This is a genomic window from Ruminococcus sp. (assembly GCF_019423705.1).
Lineage (GTDB): Bacteria > Bacillota > Clostridia > Oscillospirales > Ruminococcaceae > Hominimerdicola.
This window is the reverse complement of sequence record NZ_JAHZAX010000010.1, coordinates 94,798-111,816: the sequence shown is the minus strand read 5'-3', so window position 1 is coordinate 111,816 and position 17,019 is coordinate 94,798. Positions and strand designations below refer to the sequence as shown.

Here is a 17,019-nt window from a genome sequence, read left to right as displayed (position 1 = left end):
GTCTTTGCGAGCTTTTTGTTTTGAATATAAATTTCGCTATGTTGAGTGACAATAACAGAAACTTGAAAACAGAATAGGAGGTCTGGTAGCGTGAAAAAACTCATCACTCGATCCTGCGAAGAAATAATGACAACTGTGTACAAGCCAATAGAGTTCGTTATAGACGGCTTGATCGCACAAGGTTTGTATATCTTAGCAGGAGCACCAAAGGTCGGCAAATCTTGGTTGGCACTTGATATGTGCTTGTCAATATCAAAAGGAGAAAGTGTTTTAGGTCAGAAAACATTGCAGGGCACGGCATTGTATTTGTGTTTAGAGGATAGCTACGTTCGTATTCAAAATCGCTTGTATGAAATAACTGATGTGCCAACTGAAAATTTGTACTTCTCTGTTATGTCTGAATCTATCGGCAACGGACTTGAAGAACAAATCGAAAGTTTTAAAATTGAACATTGCGGTCTAAAAATTGTGTTCATTGACACTCTGCAAATGGTTCGCAGCGATACTGATTCAAGCTATGGTTCAGATTACAAAGAGCTCTCTGTGCTAAAAGCACTTGCTGACAAGCTTGAAATCGCAATAATAGTTGTACATCATACAAGAAAATGCAAGGATACGGACCCGTTTAATATGATCTCAGGAAGTACAGGAATCAGCGGTTGTGTTGACGGCAGTATGGTTCTGATCGAAACAAAACGTGGAAGCCGTAATGCAAAACTCTATTGTGTAGGACGTGATATTGAAAACGCAGAAATAAGTTTGCATTTCGATAGTGACTTGAAAAAGTGGATAGTTACAGATGAGTTGTCCACAAGCAAAACCAAAGACAACATTTTTCTTGCAGCGTTGTATGTTTATCTAAAAAAGCACATTTCGTTTTCAGGTATGGCGTCTGAACTTGTAAGCGAACTAAAAGAAGTCACGCAAGAACAATTCTATCCGAATAGAGTTACAAGAGATCTGGTTCAGAACGGCTACACACTCAGAAAGTACGGGATAGATTTTCAGTACAAGCGAACTAGAAACGGCAGGCTGATAATTCTTCATTACGACCGTGAGCGTGACAGCAGTGACAGTAAAAACACTAGCGAAGTTACTGTCAACAAGCTGATTCAAAAAGTCTGAAAAACCTTGTAAAATCTTAATTCACAGAGTGTGACAGTAAAAAGTTAAATCAATGTTTACTGTCAACCCAAATCAGCGAACGTGGGGCGATTTGTGGGCTAAAAAAATCAGTCGGGTAAGTTTAGCAGAAACTCACCAAAACCACATACAAGCGATTTGTGAGCCGATGTGGGCGATGCGTTGAAAACAGTGACAATACAGATGAGAAAGTTTAGCTTATGGTGAGAAAAAATGACTTTTACAAGAGATAAGGAAACGCATAATATTTCATTGCAAGTTAAAGTATCGGGGTCAAAGCCCCCGATACGCTCACAGCGAACGAGCAAAGCTCGCCGCAAAAGTGTCGTAAATACGCAGTTTGCGAGATACGACAAGGTCGAGAAGTCAATGGGGTCGTAAAAACAGGTCCTTGATAATTCAGAGGTCGCACACCGCTAAAATCAGGCTGAAACAGCGTAAATGCGTGCTATCGTGTCGGCGTCGAAAGGTATAAATGCAATAAAATCAAGCAAGTTTTTTGTTGCAGTTGGTGATTACTATTTCAAAGTTTTTGTGATATCATTGACTGGAAAAACAGTGAAAAACAAATGGATAATTTTTGATGAGTGTGAGAAAATATTACTGATGCAAATGGAAAAGGAGAGATGTCTATTGAGTAAAAATCCGAAAAGTCCCTATTCCAAGCTGGAAATGAAGAAGAAAACCCTGGCTGCTTGGACTAAGCTGCTGCTCAACAGCGGCGAGATCGACATCAAAAAGTACAACAGAATGATAATGATGATCGAAAGACTGGCGGCATGACCGCAAATGCAGTGCCGAAAGGCATTGCTACATATTGCCACAGGTAAGTTATTCCGTGCCATTGACCCTGTGCTGTCGGCATGGTATAATCATATTAACTAAACAAAATCAAAGTCAAAACAATCAGTCAAGGCTTTGACGAAAGGAGAATTTTAATGGATATTTATGCAGCCGCTGACCTTATGAAACGTGAGCGGAAAACAATTTTTGATCTTGAAATCAATGTTACATTTTATGCACGAGTATCAACGACCCGTGATGAACAGGAAAACTCTATTGAAAATCAGATAAACTTCTTTACAGAGATGATAAAGTCAAACCCAAATTGGAATTACATTGAGGGGTATGTTGACAGGGTCAGAGGAGAACACGCTGAAAACCGTGCTGAATTTATGAAAATGATCGAAGATGGAAAAGCAGGAAGGTTTGACCTTGTACTTACAAAAGAAGTCAGCCGTTTCGCAAGAAATACTATCGACAGCCTTACCTATACCCGTGATCTTCTCCGAGCAGGGGTAGGGGTATTCTTCCAAAATGATAACATTTGTACCATTGATTCTGACAGCGAAATGCGTCTTACTATAATGTCAAGCATCGCCGCTGATGAAGTCAGGAAGCTTTCTGAACGTGTTCGTTGGGGTCACAAGCGTTCAATAGAAAGCGGAAATGTTATGGGCAACAATCGTATATTCGGCTATGATAAAGATGACTGTAAACTTGTCATAAACGAACCTGAAGCAGAAATGGTAAGAATGATATTTGACCTTTACTCTACTGGTGATATGAGCGTCAGAAAGATAGAACGAATACTATATGATAAGGGCTACCGTGGACGCAATGGTACAAGGATACATCACAACACCGTTTCAGGCATTATACAAAACCCAAAATATAAAGGATTTTACTGTGGTAACAAAGTAAGAATAGTTGACTACCGCACAAAAGAACAGCGTTTTTTACCCAAAGAAGAATGGGTGATGTACAAAGACGAAACAGGCGAAGTCGTACCTGCCATAGTATCTGAGGAAATATGGAACAAGTGCAACAGAATATTTGAAACAAGAAGTGCTGCCATAAAAAGCCGTGAACACTCATTTAAAGACACAAGTGTTTTCACAGGCAAGATATGGTGTGCCGCTCATGATAAGCCATACTGGCGTACAAGCTATTCAAACAGCGTATCAAAAGGTCAGCCAATATATCAATGGATATGCTCAGAAAAAAAGAAAGAAGGTGCAAAAAGCTGTGCTTCATTTGCAATAATGGAATCAGAACTTTATAAAATACTATCTGGATTTTTCAAAGATATTGTTGAAAACCTCGAGGATTATGTTGAAACATTCCTGCGTATATACAAAGAATCAGACCGCTCTGCCGAGGCAATGCGGCAGGTAAGCGGCCTGAAAGCAACACTGGAAAAGGAAAATAAAAAGCGTGATAAACTGCTGGAGCTTTATATTGAGGAGCTTATCACAAAATCAGAATTTACAAAACGTAATACCGAGAGCAGCGAACTAATAAAAGGAATAGAACATCAGATAAGATTTATCGAAAAGAAAAGCGAAAACGACAATAGTTATGCAAAAGCTATAAAGCGGATTGAAAAATACTTCCGTGAAATGTATGATCCTAGCCTACCAATGAACAAGGAACAAGTCGACGAAATGGCAAAGGCAGTCATAGACCGTATAAGTGTAGTTCCAATAAATAAGAACACAATGAAACTGGAAATTAAACTTCTGACAGGTGAATCAGAGCCGATGACATACATTAGGAACGGAGAAAGATATGCTCGGCGTTCTGGACTCACCAGCAAGAAGATGATCGACGCTTACAAGACAGCAGGCAATTCAAACAGCTAATAAGCACACCAAAACAAAAGCCCCAAGGATATTCCCTCGGGGCTTTTGCCTTTTTATCTCAATTTTACTTCATCAAAATGAAATTACTTTCTCTTTGTGCAAACGATAGCTGCGCCTGCAAGTGCTGCAAGTCCGATAGCGACACCCATTGCCGCATTTGTGTTAGGGTTGGTCGTGCTGGAATTTGCCGCTGCCTTTGATGATGTTGCCTCAGAAGCTGCCGCTGAGCTGCTGTCTGCTGTGGAGCTCTCAGCCTCAGATGTTGGCTCGCTTGCTTCGCTTTCCTCAGCCTGTGATGATGAATCTTCAACAATGCTGCTGAACTCTTCGTCATCATCCTTTGTCATTGCGTCAACGCCGTCGTCCTCAGGCTCAACTCTCTCCCAGCCGTAAATGCCCTCGATAGCATATGAAAGCTCAGCTGCTGCTGTCTTGTGTGAAACGGCAGATGGGTGATAGTCAACTGCATAGCCGTTATTTTCGCTGTCCTGATTACTGAACTCGAAAACTGATACCTTGCTGTCGCCTGTTTCAGTCGTGTAAGCATCAACCGCGTTTGCAACGGAAGGGTAAAGCTCCTGACCCATAATGCCAAGAGTGCAAAGGATCTCAGCGTCAGGGTTCTTCTCTCTTACCTGCTTGAGGAAATTTACATAGCCTTTTTCATACTCTGCGCACTTGTCAGCGTCGCCCTTTGTGTATGAATTGTCGTTTGTGCCAAGATTTATTACGATAAGCTCAGGCTGATACTGTGAGAAATCCCAGTCATACTTCGCAACTTCCTCGCCGCCGAGCCAGCTCCAAGTGAAGCAGAACTTGTCATAGAAATCGGGAACAAGAAGCTGATCGTTCTTTTCAGCTGAACCTGTGTAGCCCGAAATTATTCCTGCGCCGCTGACAGATACAAAGCTGTAATCAGCGTCGAAATTTCTTGCTGTCTTATATGCGTATGTCTTAGCCGCATTCTCGTTGTAGATAGAGAAGCTCTTGCCAAGTGGGTCGTCAACACCATAACCGCAGGTGATAGAGTCGCCGATGAACTCGATAGAATGCTTTGCAGCCGCTGTTGGCTGTGGAACTCCGTCAACTTCAAAGCTCTCAACTGCAACAACGCTCTGTGCACCCTCGGAAAGCTTTATGAGCTTAACTGTGCTCTCGCCCTCTGGGAGATCGACCTCAACTGCGTTTGTTTTCTTATTCTTTATGTAGCCCTGCTTCGCAAGCTTGCCGTTAACGAAAACGCCGATCCTTACCGCACCAGCCTCGCCGTTAAGATTGAAAACAGCCTTTGTGCCTGTACACTTGAATTCGATACCGCTTGCGGAATAACCGAGAATAGTGCTGTCGCCCTTTCTGTACGTACGGCCGATAAGCTTTACATTGTCGCTTGTTGCCTCATATGAGGTGAGCTTGTCCGAAGTCTCGGTGTCAGCCATTACTGTTACGCCGAGGCAGCTTGCTGCGATGGCAGCAGAGCAAAGTCCTGCTAAAAATTTCTTCATAATGATCCTCCATTGTTTGATTTCTTTGTATCGGCAATTTTTGTGTCTATTTTTCCGTCCGCCGATTTAATATTTTCCAATCAGATAATTTAATTATACATTAACACGCCACAAATTGTATGAATATTTATTTAACATACATAATATCAAATGTTAAATAAACGATCAAATCGCTATTTTCTGTCCTTGATACGCTTATAGACAACAGCAGACAGCGGCGGACAGTCAAAGCCGCCTGTTACAGGGAATTTGTTCATCTTGCCCATATTGTCAAGCCGCACATAATATCTGCCCGCGGGAAGACCGAAGTGCCTTGATTCATAGTAGGGGTTGAGTGCGATAACATAACACTCCCCGTCCTTCTCAAGCTTCCAGCTTATGCAGTTCCAATCGTCGTGATGAAGGAAATGCAGATGAGCGTTGACGTCTTCCTTTGTGCTCATTCTGAAAAGCGGGCTTCCCTTTCTAAGGCGTATCAGCGCCTTGTAATACTCAAAAACTTCCTTGTATTTTTTCTTTCTGTCCCACTTGATAGCGTTCGTGAAGTCAGGGGCGTTGTAGCTGTCGTGAGAGAAAATGTTCACATCATCAGGAGTTTCACCCTCCTTGAGTATCCTCGGCTTTGTGCGAAGAAAATCCTGTCCAAGCTGGATAAATGGCATACCCTGCGAAAGTATCACGATAGCAGCCGCAAGCTTGTCCATTTTTATCCTTACTTCCTCGGAATCGTTCTTTGCGGAAATGCAAAGCTTGTCCCAAAGGGTGTTGTTGTCGTGAGCCTCGCAGTAATTCACCGCCTGCGTCGGCTCGAACGCCCAGCAAGCTTCCTTTGCGTCGTTTATCTGATAGTGCGGCACAGAGCCGACGATTCCACGGCGAAGAGTTGAAGCTGCATTCCTATTGCCGCTTATATAGCCCTTGTCGTATGGATTGAAAGTTCCGCCCTTGATAGAATCTCTGATATTATCGTTGAAAAGTCCAACTCTGCCGAACTGATATGAGTTCCATTTATAGGCAAGCCTGTCCGCAGGCAATGGCGATTCACCGCCTGTCCAGCCCTCGCCGTACATCAATATCTGCGGGTCGATCTTATTGAGCTCATCTCTTATGATATTCACAGTTTCGATATCGTGGAGCGCCATAAGATCAAATCTAAAGCCGTCGATCTTATATTCAGTCGCCCAGAATTTCAGCGAATCTATCATAAATTTTCTCATCATAATATGGTTTGAAGCCGTTTCGTTTCCGCAGCCCGAACCATTTGAGAATGAGCCGTCATTCCTTATCCTATGATAATAATAAGGGAAAGACTTCTCAAACGCTGATTCTTCTGTATAATAAGTGTGATTGTATACCACGTCCATTACAACGCCGATACCATTTTTGTGCAGCGCCATAACAAGTTCCTTGAACTCTCTTATCCTGCATTTGGGGTCATATGGGTTCGTTGAATAGGAGCCCTCAAGGCAGTTGAAATTCTTAGGGTCATAGCCCCAGTTATACTGGTTGAGGTACGGCTTGCTCTCATCGACCGTGGCATAATCTTCCACAGGCAGCAGGTGAACGTGGGTAACGCCAAGCTCTTTAAGGTGAGCAAGGCAGGTGGCCGTGCCGTCATAGCTTGTGCCTTCCTTTGCAAAGGCGATATATTTTCCTCTGTTTTCGGGCACTATCCCAGAAGTTGGGTCGGCGGAAAAGTCTCTGACGTGACATTCGTAAACCACAGCGTCGCAGGCATTTGCGCACTTTGGCTTTTTGACCTTGTCCCAGCCCTCAGGGTCGGTAGTTCTGAAATCTACCACCGCACCCACGTTGCCGTTCACGCCGCAGGCTTTGGCATAGATGTCGATAGTTTCCTTTTTGACCTTGTGATCGAACTCAAATGTGTAGGTATAGAACACGCCGTCAAGCTCACGAAGCAGCTCAACATACCAAACGCCGTGATCGATCTTTTCCATTGGCAGCGATTCAAGCTTGCTCTTGCCCTCGCCGTCAAGGTACAAATTCAGATAAACGCCCGTTGCAAGGGGCGACCAGGTCTTGAAAACTGTCTTGCCGTCTCTTATCACCGCACCGAGATCGCCGCCGATATATTGATTGTCCCTGTCGAACTGTTCGTAATTCAGTCTGTACATTCAAAAAGCCCCTTGCTGATTATTTTTTACTTCCTGTTTCCTGCCTTCTATATTCCACACATTTACAATATTTTAATTAGCCATTAATGCTCTCGCCGATGATAGAACCCTGCAAAAGCTTTGTTTCAAAGCCCTCTTTGGTATTCTTTATAAGGTCGGGAGCGAGCTTTACCTTGTCCTTTTCGAGAAGCAGCAAAATAGTTGAGCCGCCGAACTCGAAATAGCCCTTTCCCTCGCCCTTTGTGACCTTTACGCCGCCTGCTGTCTCAAGATTAGTTATCTTGCCCACCATAAGAGCGCCCACTTCCATTTGCACGATATCGCCGAAATTCTCCGTTCTGATAAGGCAATACTCTCTTGAATTTTCCTTATATACAGGCAGATACCTGTTCACAACGGGGTTGACAGTATGCAAGATACCGCTTATCTTTCTGTTATGGCTCTTCACGCCGTCTGCGCAGTAGCAATAGCGGTGGTAATCGTCCACAGAAAGTCTGATTATTACCGCATATCCGCCCTCATAGCGCTTAGCAAGCTTGCTGTCTCTCAGCACAGAAGCCACGTTATAGACTGCGTTCTTTATAATAAAGGTATCAGAGCCTTTTATCTCATAAGCCGTTACCTTTCCGTCGGAAGGGCTAACAAGCATATTTTTGTCCTTTGTGACAAAACGTCTGCCGGGCTTTATTTTTCTTGTAAAAAAGTCGTTGAAGGAGCGATACATCCTGTCCTCGTAATCGAACATATCAATGCCGTTATTTTCCGCAAAGTTAAAGATGAATGGCACAGAGAACTTGCTGTCAAGTATTACTCTTGCGCACCTTGAGAATATCGGGCAGCCGAGAAATTTCATCAGCGCTCTGCCCATTGCAGAGCCATAGGCTGCTGCAAGAAACTTATCCTGCGATGTTGTTTGCTCATACTCTCTTCCCTGTCTGTCACGATACCTCATAACACATACTCCCTTCGCTAATGACAAAATTATTATTCGCCCATTAAATTCTGATTTTGGATTTGTCCGTCAGCCGACTTAAATTATATGCTGCATTTTAAGATAGCCGAGGAAGATTATTGCGCCGATAGTGAAAAGTATCAGCACGCCCTTCATCGAAAGCTTCTTGACGTTTATTTTCAGCACGAAGAGTATTGAAATAAGTATCATAAAGCCGTGGAAAACGTATGGGAAAACGTCCCTTGGGATATTGTGCTTGCCCATAAACAGCAGCGGCAGGATAATTGCCACAGTCGTTACAGGAAGTCCCTGATATTCCTTGCGGTTCTCGGTGGTCGTTCTCTGACGCTCCTCTTCCATAACGTTGAAGTAGCCAAGTCTGATAACGGCGCCGAGGACGATCATAATGCTTGCGATAAGTCTCAGCGGATAAACTGAAACGTAGTGATAGCCCATCACGGATGGGAAAACGCCGAAGCATACAAGGTCGCAAAGTGAGTCGATCTGGATACCGAACACCTTTTCGTGCTCAGTTCTGTTTTTCATACTTCTTGCGATCTTGCCGTCGAAAAGGTCGCATATGCCCGAAAGGAGCAGGCAGAGAAATGCGATAGACTCGTGTCCCTCGATTATCTGCGTGATTCCGAACACCGATGAGATAAGTCCTATGTATGTAAGTATTACCGAATAATTGTAAAATCCTATCATTTTTATATCCTCTTTTTTATTTTGGTTCTTTCATATCTTCGGCTTCAATGCCGTTTTTCTTGTCTTTTCTCATTACCATAAAATGTGCAACGAACGTTACGGCCGCACTCATAAACAGCAGGAAGTAAAAGCTCAGTCCTCTGCTGAGGAGCATTGCAGGCTTTACAAGATCCTTGCTGAAAATGTCCATAAACATATAAGTAAAGCAGCCCTCTGTTACGCCTGCCGCACCCGGCAGCGGTAGCATTTCCACCGCAATGCCTATCATAGTTTGCAACGCCACGATACCGATATATCCCGTACTGCTGAGGCCGTATGACCTATAGACTATCCACGTCACCGAAAGCAGGAACATTCTCTGCACAAGGGTGATAGCGAAAATGTTCACCACAGTATGGACGTTGTTTTTTATGTACTCCGCACCGACGATGTAATTATCACAGATACGCTTTAGCTTGTTGATGTATTTCTCGTTGTTTTTCTGCTTTAAAATCTTTAACCTTGTGAGGAAGTTTATAAACTTTATGCCCATTTTTCTTGCCCAAAGGGGTTTAAAGAATATGAACACAAGTCCCACGATATAGGCGATATTGAGCAGAAAGCCCACAAGCAGCAGCCACCACAGCCGCCCGATATGAACCTTTACAAAGCTGTAATTAAACAGCAGGAATATCACGCCCACAAGCACCTGCACGCCCTTGAACGCAATTGTTATCATCAGCATTATAAGGGTGGAGAAGCCTATTTTGATATCGTCCTTTTTCATATAGTACATCTGCGCAGGCTGACCGCCCGAAGCGGACGGGGTTATGCAGCTGAAAAAGAAGCCTATGAAGGAATATTTCAGACATCGGTGGAAAGGCGTCTTGACGTCGAAAAGCCTGAGCATATACTTTATTATCACCGACTCCCCTGCCACATAGCAGAACACGAACACGGTGCCCAATGCAAGCCAGCTTTTTTTCGCAAGGTGCAGGTCTTTGATTATATCGGAAAATTCCTCGCCCTTGAAAAGCAACCTCACGGTAAGCCAGCCGATAAGTGCGATAAAAAGCACGTTCAGCACATATTTCAGATTTTTTTTGATCTTCATCATCTCCGACTTTGAAATTCTTTTGTTCTTTTGTTTTGGTTTGTTTTTGTGATAAGCCGACATCTGCCGACTTATACGTTACAAGTTACAGCAGAAATGACACATAGCACAAATTAACAATGATCTGAATAAGAGTAAATCTTATTACGACCTGAGTATCCGACCAACCTTTGTTTTTTCTTGCGTGGTCGTGAAGAGGGGTTCTAATGCCCTCCATAAAGTTCTTTATTTTAAGGAAACGTCTGAACGAAAGCTTGAGAAGTCCCAGTCCGCCGTCCAGAATAATAATGATAGCAAGGGGGATAAATGCAAAAGGCGCAGCGGTCTTGAGGAACATTATTGCAAGGAAAACGCCCAGCGCTCTCGAGCCTGCGTCGCCCATAAGGATCTGGCTAGGTGAGCAGTTGAACCACAGATATGCCGCAAGAGTAACGAACATTATCATCGGCAGAAGCATTTCACTGAAGCCGCCTCTCGATACCATAAGAGCAAGTGGCAGCAGGACTGTCATAACCAGCGAGCCGCACAGCCCGTCCACACCGTCGGTGCAGTTTGTTACATTTATTGCCGTCCATACCAGCACGCCGGCAAGAATGATAAATATAGGCGCAGGGATAGTGAAAACTGAGCCTGTTATGTAAAGTTTGACCTCTGAGCCGTTGCTGAAATAATATGTAAACGCCGTACCAAGGGAGATAACAAGGTCGATAAGACCCTTTTTGAGGTTGCCCCAAGGCGTTTCGGCAGCGTCGTCAAAATATCCGCTGAGCATTGCGGCATAAACAAGGGCAAGGTATATCACGTTCTCAACGCTGAGAGGATAGAAAAGCGCCGCACACAGGGTAAATGAAGTTATGAAAATAAGTCCTGCGCCACGAGGTTTGCCCTCGGAAAGTGCTCCGTTTACAGCGAAAGCTCTTCCCTGGTCTTTCGGGAGGATACGCTTGAAATACTTCAAGCTTAAAAACGCTATCAAAAAGCTGCAAAGCAGCGGGATAAGCAGCATTAACGCCATATTATCGGTTTTAGCCAAAAGGTTATAAAACATCGTCATCGTCCTTTTCAGTTTCAATTCATACATATCTATACATATCGACATACGCATACATACACATATACTATTATATTATACAACAAACAGTTTGAAAATGCAAATATTATTATCCGTCATTTTGCACAATCTTTTGTATAACATTGCAAAAATGCAGAAAATGTGCCCTTTGCACGCCAAAATTTACACCAATGCTTGAATAAAGCGCCTATTTGTGTTATAATTAAGTATAATTAAGACGATCAAGGCAATGATATAATGCAAAATTCATAGCAGGAGGCATTTTTATGGCTGTCAAAGACAAAGTTCTTGATATATTAGACGCAAACAGGGGCGATTTTTTATCAGGGGAACAGCTTGCGGACTCGCTGGGCTGCACCCGTGGTGCGATATGGAAGGCTGTCAAAGTTTTGCAGGAGCAGGGCTATCCTATCTCTGCGGTGACGAACAAGGGCTATTCCCTTGACGAAAACACCGATATCCTTTCCCTTGCCGGCGTGAAAAAATATCTTGTTCCCGAAAGGAAGGATATGGATATAGAAGTCTACAAGGAAGTCACTTCAACAAATCTGCTGCTTAAAGACTGCGCAAATCAAGGTGCCTCCGAGGGCAAGGTCATTATCGCAGGTGCGCAGACACAAGGCCGTGGAAGGCTTGGAAGGTCATTTTTCTCGCCCTCAGATTCGGGACTTTATCTGAGCATACTTCTCCGCCCGAATATGGCGGCGCAGGACGCTGTCAAGATAACCACCGCTGCGGCGGTATCGGTAGCCCTTGCCGTTGAAAGCGTCAGCGACCTCAAGCCCGACATCAAATGGGTCAACGACATTTACATTAACGGCAGAAAAATTTGCGGTATCCTCACGGAAGCTTCTTTCAGTATGGAAAGCGGCGGACTTGATTATGCCGTGCTAGGCATTGGTGTGAACGCTTACGAGCCCGACGGCGGCTTCCCCGAGGCGATCAGAGACATCGCAGGTGCGGTGTTTGAGGAGCGCAAGAGCGATATGCGAAACAGGATCGCCGCAGAGATAATAAACAACTTTATGCGCCTTTACGAAAGCTTCTCCGAAAACAGCTTCTATCCCGAATACAGAAAAAGGCTTTTGTGGGTTGGCGAGAAGATCAACATTATCAGAGGTGAGGAAAAGACCCCTGCCATTATGCTTGGCGCCGACGAGGACTGCAAGCTCCACGTCAGATATGAGGACGGCAGAGAGGAATATATTTCCTCTGGCGAGATAAGTATTCGCAAAGCGTGATAGCCGCCATATAGTCTTTGATATGTTAGGTAAGTCTAATCAAACATACAGACGTTGTTTTTAATAATTATATTTGTAAACTTAATATATCGCAACTGACAGCTTCTTGAAAAAGGAGCTGTTTTTATATGCAATTTATACAATTTAAGGTTTCTCCACACGTTAAATATGACGAGTTAGTCAAAACTTATTCCTATTATATATGACGTATGTAAATAAAAACATTATTCATTATGCGTCATATGATATATAATTATAGTTGACAGTATGTCTTTATTGTTGACTTAATTTGTGTATTTAACAATATTTTTTGTGACAAATAGACAAATAAAGATATTGGGTCGATCGACCCAAGTCAATTATTATGGAGGAAGCGTTATGACAAATACAACAAAAGAATTTGACTATTCGCCTATTGATGAAATTCTTAAAGAACACGAAAAAACTGCCGTAATTGCGATCTTGCAGGATATTCAGGAGATATACCACTATCTTCCTGCGGAGCTTTTCCCCTACCTTGCGAAAAAGCTTGGTATGGGTGAGGCAAGAATTTACAGCGTTGCGACCTTTTACGAGAACTTTTCTCTCGAACCAAAGGGAAAATATGTTATCAAGTGCTGCGATGGCACAGCCTGCCACGTCAGAAAATCTATCCCGATACTGGAATATCTCAGAGGCGAGCTTGGGCTAAGCGAGACAAAGACCACAACGGACGATCTGATGTTTTCCGTTGAGACGGTGTCCTGCCTTGGCGCTTGCGGACTTGCCCCTGTTATGACTGTAAACGATGTCGTTCACCCCGAGATGAACCCCGACAAGGCTGCGGCTCTGCTCAAAGAGCTGAGAGAAAAGGAGGCTGAATAATATGCTGCTGAAAACGAAATACGACCTTGACTCCGCCCGTGAGCAATACGGCAGACTTGTTGACAAGCAAGCGAGAAAAGTCCTTGTCTGCGCAGGAACAGGCTGCGTTGCAGGCGGTTCGCTGAATATCTATCAGAAGCTTATCGACACCATTTCCGCCAAGGGGATAGAGTGCGTTGTCGCCCTTGCTGACGAGCCCCACGATGATGATGTGCACCAAGGTGCTGTTGGCGTAAAGCGCAGCGGTTGTCACGGCTTCTGCGAAATGGGTCCGCTGGTGAGGATAGAGCCTGAGGGCTGGCTTTACACAAAGGTTAAGCTTGACGACGTTGACGAAATAGTCGAAAAGACCATTTGCGGCGGCGAATGTGTTGAAAGACTTTGCTATAAGAAAAACGGCGAGATCTATCGCCAGCAATCGGAGATACCGTTCTATAAAATGCAGCAGCGTATCGTCCTTGAACATTGCGGACACATTGACGCCACTTCTATAAAGGAATATCTTGCTATCGGCGGATACAGAGCTTTTGAAAAGGCTTTGCTCGATATGTCGGCAGAGGATATCCTCAACGAGATGACCGAGTCAAACCTTAGAGGACGTGGCGGCGGAGGCTTCCCTCTTGGCAGAAAGTGGACGAGCGTTGCAAAGCAGAAGAGCCCCACAAAGTACATAGTCTGCAACGGCGACGAGGGCGACCCTGGCGCATTTATGGATCGTTCCATTATGGAGGGCGACCCGCACAGACTTCTCGAAGGTATGATGATCGCCGGCATCGCAACGGGCGCAAAAGAGGGCTATATCTACGTTCGTGCAGAATATCCGCTGGCTGTTTCACGTCTTAAAGGCGCTATCGCACAGGCTGAACAGTTCGGTCTGCTGGGCGACAATATCCTTGGAACGGATTTTTCATTCAGAATACATATCAATCGTGGCGCAGGCGCATTTGTCTGCGGCGAGGGTTCAGCGCTGACGGCTTCTATCGAGGGCAAGCGTGGTATGCCGAGAGTTAAGCCGCCGAGAACTGTCGAGCACGGACTTTTCAACGAGCCGACTGTCCTCAACAATGTTGAGACGCTGGCGAACGTTCCTGTTATAATAAACAACGGCGCAAAGTGGTTCAGAAGCATTGGTCCTGAGAACTCACCTGGAACGAAAGCATTTGCTCTGACGGGAAATATCTCCAACACAGGCCTTATCGAAGTGCCGATGGGAACTTCTCTCAGAAAGGTAATATTCGATATCGGCGGCGGTATGAGAGGAGACGGACAGTTCAAAGCCGTTCAGATCGGCGGTCCGTCGGGCGGCTGTCTTGTTACGCCAAATCTCGATATACAGCTTGATTTCGATTCGCTGAAAAAGGTCGGCGCAATGATCGGTTCTGGCGGACTTGTTGTAATGGACGATAAGTCTTGTATGGTGGAAGTTGCAAGGTTCTTTATGAACTTCACTCAGAACGAATCCTGCGGAAAGTGCGTGCCTTGCCGTGAAGGCACAAAGCGTATGCTTGAGATCCTCGAGCGTATCGTAAACGGCAACGGACAAGAGGGTGATATCGAGCTGCTTCTCGAGCTTGCGGACACAATATCTTCAACGGCGCTTTGCGGTCTCGGAAAGACGGCTGCGTTCCCTGTTGTTTCCACCATAAAGAACTTCCGTGAGGAATACGAAGCTCACATCAAGGACAAGAAGTGTCCTGCGGGCAACTGCAAGAAGCTTGTGACATATCAGATCGACCCTGAGATATGCAAGGGCTGTTCAAAGTGCTCGAGAGTCTGTCCTGTTGGTGCGATCAGCGGCGAGATCAAAAAGCCGTTCAAGATCGACACCTCAAAGTGCATAAAGTGCGGAGCTTGTATCTCCAACTGCCATTTCAAAGCTGTCAAGGAGGTTTAATTTTAGCTATGAATAAAGAGTTTATGATAATTGATAATATCCCCGTTGCGATAAACGGCGAAAAAAATCTGCTTGAGCTTATCAGAAAGGCAGGCATTGAGCTGCCGACATTCTGCTATTATTCCGAACTTTCGGTATACGGCGCTTGCAGAATGTGTATGGTGGAAAACAAGTGGGGCGGAATGGAAGCTGCCTGCTCAACTCCCCCAAGAAACGGAATGGAGATATACACAAACACACCAAGGCTCAGAAAATATCGCAAGATGATACTTGAGCTGCTGCTTTCAAACCATTGCGGCGAATGTACCACCTGCGATAAAAACGGCAAGTGCAAATTGCAGGAGCTTGCGGCGAGATTTGACATTCACAGGGTTCGTTTTGAGAACCCCAAGTCAAAGCCCTGCCTTGACGACTCGTCAGTCTGCATTACAAGAGACGCAAACAAGTGTATCCTCTGCGGCGATTGCGTGAGAGTTTGCAACGAAGTTCAAAATGTCGGCGCTATCGACTTTGCTTACAGAGGTTCAAAGATGAAAGTTGCCTGCGCATTTGACAAGCCTATCGGCGAGTCCACCTGCGTTGGCTGCGGACAATGCGCTGCGGTCTGTCCGACAGGTGCGATAGTAATAAAAAACGACAGCCACAGGCTTTGGAAAGAGCTCAACGATGAAAACACTATCGCCGTGGCTCAGATAGCCCCAGCGGTGAGAGTTGCGGTTGCAAAAGAGTTCGGCTACAACGGCGAAAACGTTATGGGCAAGATAGTTGCAGCACTTAGGAGAATTGGCTTCAACTATATTTTTGACACCTCTACTGCCGCCGACCTTACCGTTATGGAAGAGTCAAAAGAATTTGCTGAAAGGCTTGAAAACGGCGGAAAGCTTCCGCTGTTCACTTCCTGCTGTCCTGCTTGGATAAAATATGCAGAGAATGAGTATCCCGAGATTTTGCCGAACATTTCCACCTGCCGTTCGCCAATGCAGATGTTCGCTTCCGTTATCCACGAGAAGTTCAAAGACACGGGCAAGAAGATACTTTCCGTTGCGATTATGCCTTGCACAGCCAAAAAGGGCGAGGCCGCAAGGGACGAATTCAAGGACGAAAACGGCAAGCCACTGGTGGATTTTGTCATCACAACGCAGGAGCTTATAATGATGATAAAGGAAACTGGTATCGTGTTCAATGAGATCGAGCCGGAAGCCGTTGATATGCCATTCGGTACAATGACAGGCGCAGGCGTGATATTCGGCGTAACAGGCGGCGTAACGGAAGCTGTTATCAGAAGAGTTTCCACGGACAAGTCGCTTGCTTCCCTGCGCAATCTTGCATTCGAGGGCGTAAGAGGCTTCGAGGGCATAAAGGAGCTTGAAGTTCCCCTTGGCGACAAGGCTATCAAGGTCTGCGTTGTCAATGGTCTGCGCAATGTTGAAGTCATAATGAACAGAATGAAAGCAGGCGAGCATTTTGATCTTATCGAAGTTATGGCGTGTCCAAACGGCTGCATAGGCGGCGCAGGTCAGCCAAAGGCGACGATCGAGGAGAAAAAGCAGCGCAGCGTAAATCTTTACAATGCCGACAAGCTTTGCACTCTAAAGCGTTCGGAAGAGAACCCAATTATGGACGAACTTTACAGCACTATCCTCAAAGGCAGAGAGCACGAACTTCTCCACGTCAGCTATGTAAAAGAATAGAACTGTATAAATACGACTTTTGCACGATCATAAAAACGGGCGAACGATGTTCGCCCCTACACAAATAGGGCTTGTAGGA

13 protein-coding genes are annotated in these 17,019 nt (G+C 44.9%); 7 read left to right on the top strand and 6 right to left on the bottom strand.

Features of this window, described 5'->3' with window-relative positions:
* Positions 1 to 90: 90 nt before the first annotated feature.
* The 3 genes from QZ371_RS09560 to QZ371_RS09550 all read left to right on the top strand — a co-directional run bounded on the left by QZ371_RS09560 (position 91) and on the right by QZ371_RS09550 (position 3,788).
* Positions 91 to 1,125, top strand: coding sequence for an AAA family ATPase (locus QZ371_RS09560; protein ID WP_295211954.1), 1,035 nt, complete (start codon positions 91 to 93; stop codon positions 1,123 to 1,125).
* A gap of 651 nt (positions 1,126 to 1,776) precedes the next feature.
* Positions 1,777 to 1,926: a hypothetical protein gene (locus tag QZ371_RS09555; protein ID WP_158455053.1), complete on the top strand. Its 150-nt coding sequence runs from the start codon at positions 1,777 to 1,779 to the stop codon at positions 1,924 to 1,926.
* Between the two features lie 155 nt (positions 1,927 to 2,081).
* Positions 2,082 to 3,788, top strand: a complete 1,707-nt coding sequence (locus QZ371_RS09550) for a recombinase family protein (RefSeq protein WP_295211953.1) — start codon at positions 2,082 to 2,084, stop codon at positions 3,786 to 3,788.
* Between the two features lie 83 nt (positions 3,789 to 3,871).
* Here QZ371_RS09550 and QZ371_RS09545 read toward each other — a convergent pair whose 3' ends face one another.
* The 6 genes from QZ371_RS09545 to QZ371_RS09520 all read right to left on the bottom strand — a co-directional run bounded on the left by QZ371_RS09545 (position 3,872) and on the right by QZ371_RS09520 (position 11,226).
* Entirely contained in the window at positions 3,872 to 5,290 is a 1,419-nt protein-coding gene (locus QZ371_RS09545) for an SGNH/GDSL hydrolase family protein (RefSeq protein ID WP_295211952.1), read from the bottom strand.
* A gap of 173 nt (positions 5,291 to 5,463) precedes the next feature.
* Positions 5,464 to 7,425 (bottom strand): type I pullulanase, encoded by a 1,962-nt coding sequence (gene pulA, locus QZ371_RS09540; protein ID WP_295211951.1) that lies wholly within the window; start codon positions 7,423 to 7,425, stop codon positions 5,464 to 5,466.
* A gap of 76 nt (positions 7,426 to 7,501) precedes the next feature.
* On the bottom strand, positions 7,502 to 8,377 hold the full coding sequence (locus tag QZ371_RS09535) for a phosphatidylserine decarboxylase (RefSeq protein ID WP_295211949.1): 876 nt from the start codon (positions 8,375 to 8,377) through the stop codon (positions 7,502 to 7,504).
* A gap of 78 nt (positions 8,378 to 8,455) precedes the next feature.
* The gene (locus QZ371_RS09530; protein ID WP_295211948.1) at positions 8,456 to 9,085 is read right to left on the bottom strand and encodes a CDP-alcohol phosphatidyltransferase family protein; all 630 of its coding nucleotides are present in this window, start codon (positions 9,083 to 9,085) and stop codon (positions 8,456 to 8,458) included.
* Positions 9,086 to 9,101: 16 nt separating this feature from the next.
* On the bottom strand, positions 9,102 to 10,181 hold the full coding sequence (locus QZ371_RS09525) for a lysylphosphatidylglycerol synthase transmembrane domain-containing protein (RefSeq protein WP_295211947.1): 1,080 nt from the start codon (positions 10,179 to 10,181) through the stop codon (positions 9,102 to 9,104).
* Between the two features lie 82 nt (positions 10,182 to 10,263).
* Positions 10,264 to 11,226, bottom strand: a complete 963-nt coding sequence (locus tag QZ371_RS09520) for a phospho-N-acetylmuramoyl-pentapeptide-transferase (protein WP_295211946.1) — start codon at positions 11,224 to 11,226, stop codon at positions 10,264 to 10,266.
* Between the two features lie 290 nt (positions 11,227 to 11,516).
* Between QZ371_RS09520 and QZ371_RS09515 the strand changes: the two genes are divergently transcribed.
* The 4 genes from QZ371_RS09515 (at position 11,517) to QZ371_RS09500 (ending at position 16,940) form a co-directional block, all read left to right on the top strand.
* Positions 11,517 to 12,491: a biotin--[acetyl-CoA-carboxylase] ligase gene (locus tag QZ371_RS09515; RefSeq protein WP_295211945.1), complete on the top strand. Its 975-nt coding sequence runs from the start codon at positions 11,517 to 11,519 to the stop codon at positions 12,489 to 12,491.
* Between the two features lie 378 nt (positions 12,492 to 12,869).
* Positions 12,870 to 13,355 (top strand): NAD(P)H-dependent oxidoreductase subunit E, encoded by a 486-nt coding sequence (locus QZ371_RS09510; protein ID WP_295211944.1) that lies wholly within the window; start codon positions 12,870 to 12,872, stop codon positions 13,353 to 13,355.
* Position 13,356: 1 nt separating this feature from the next.
* Entirely contained in the window at positions 13,357 to 15,249 is a 1,893-nt protein-coding gene (gene nuoF, locus QZ371_RS09505; protein ID WP_295211943.1) for an NADH-quinone oxidoreductase subunit NuoF, read from the top strand.
* 8 nt (positions 15,250 to 15,257) lie between these two features.
* Positions 15,258 to 16,940, top strand: a complete 1,683-nt coding sequence (locus QZ371_RS09500; RefSeq protein WP_295211941.1) for a [FeFe] hydrogenase, group A — start codon at positions 15,258 to 15,260, stop codon at positions 16,938 to 16,940.
* Positions 16,941 to 17,019 lie beyond the last annotated feature (79 nt).

Coding starts and splice junctions, on each gene's coding strand:
- QZ371_RS09550 (WP_295211953.1), top strand. CDS start 2,082: ATGGATATTTATGCAGCCGCTGACCTTATGAAACGTGAGCGGAAAACA.
- QZ371_RS09545 (WP_295211952.1), bottom strand. CDS start 5,290: ATGAAGAAATTTTTAGCAGGACTTTGCTCTGCTGCCATCGCAGCAAGC.
- pulA (WP_295211951.1), bottom strand. CDS start 7,425: ATGTACAGACTGAATTACGAACAGTTCGACAGGGACAATCAATATATC.
- QZ371_RS09535 (WP_295211949.1), bottom strand. CDS start 8,377: ATGAGGTATCGTGACAGACAGGGAAGAGAGTATGAGCAAACAACATCG.
- QZ371_RS09530 (WP_295211948.1), bottom strand. CDS start 9,085: ATGATAGGATTTTACAATTATTCGGTAATACTTACATACATAGGACTT.
- QZ371_RS09525 (WP_295211947.1), bottom strand. CDS start 10,181: ATGATGAAGATCAAAAAAAATCTGAAATATGTGCTGAACGTGCTTTTT.
- QZ371_RS09520 (WP_295211946.1), bottom strand. CDS start 11,226: ATGTTTTATAACCTTTTGGCTAAAACCGATAATATGGCGTTAATGCTG.
- QZ371_RS09515 (WP_295211945.1), top strand. CDS start 11,517: ATGGCTGTCAAAGACAAAGTTCTTGATATATTAGACGCAAACAGGGGC.
- QZ371_RS09510 (WP_295211944.1), top strand. CDS start 12,870: ATGACAAATACAACAAAAGAATTTGACTATTCGCCTATTGATGAAATT.
- nuoF (WP_295211943.1), top strand. CDS start 13,357: ATGCTGCTGAAAACGAAATACGACCTTGACTCCGCCCGTGAGCAATAC.
- QZ371_RS09500 (WP_295211941.1), top strand. CDS start 15,258: ATGAATAAAGAGTTTATGATAATTGATAATATCCCCGTTGCGATAAAC.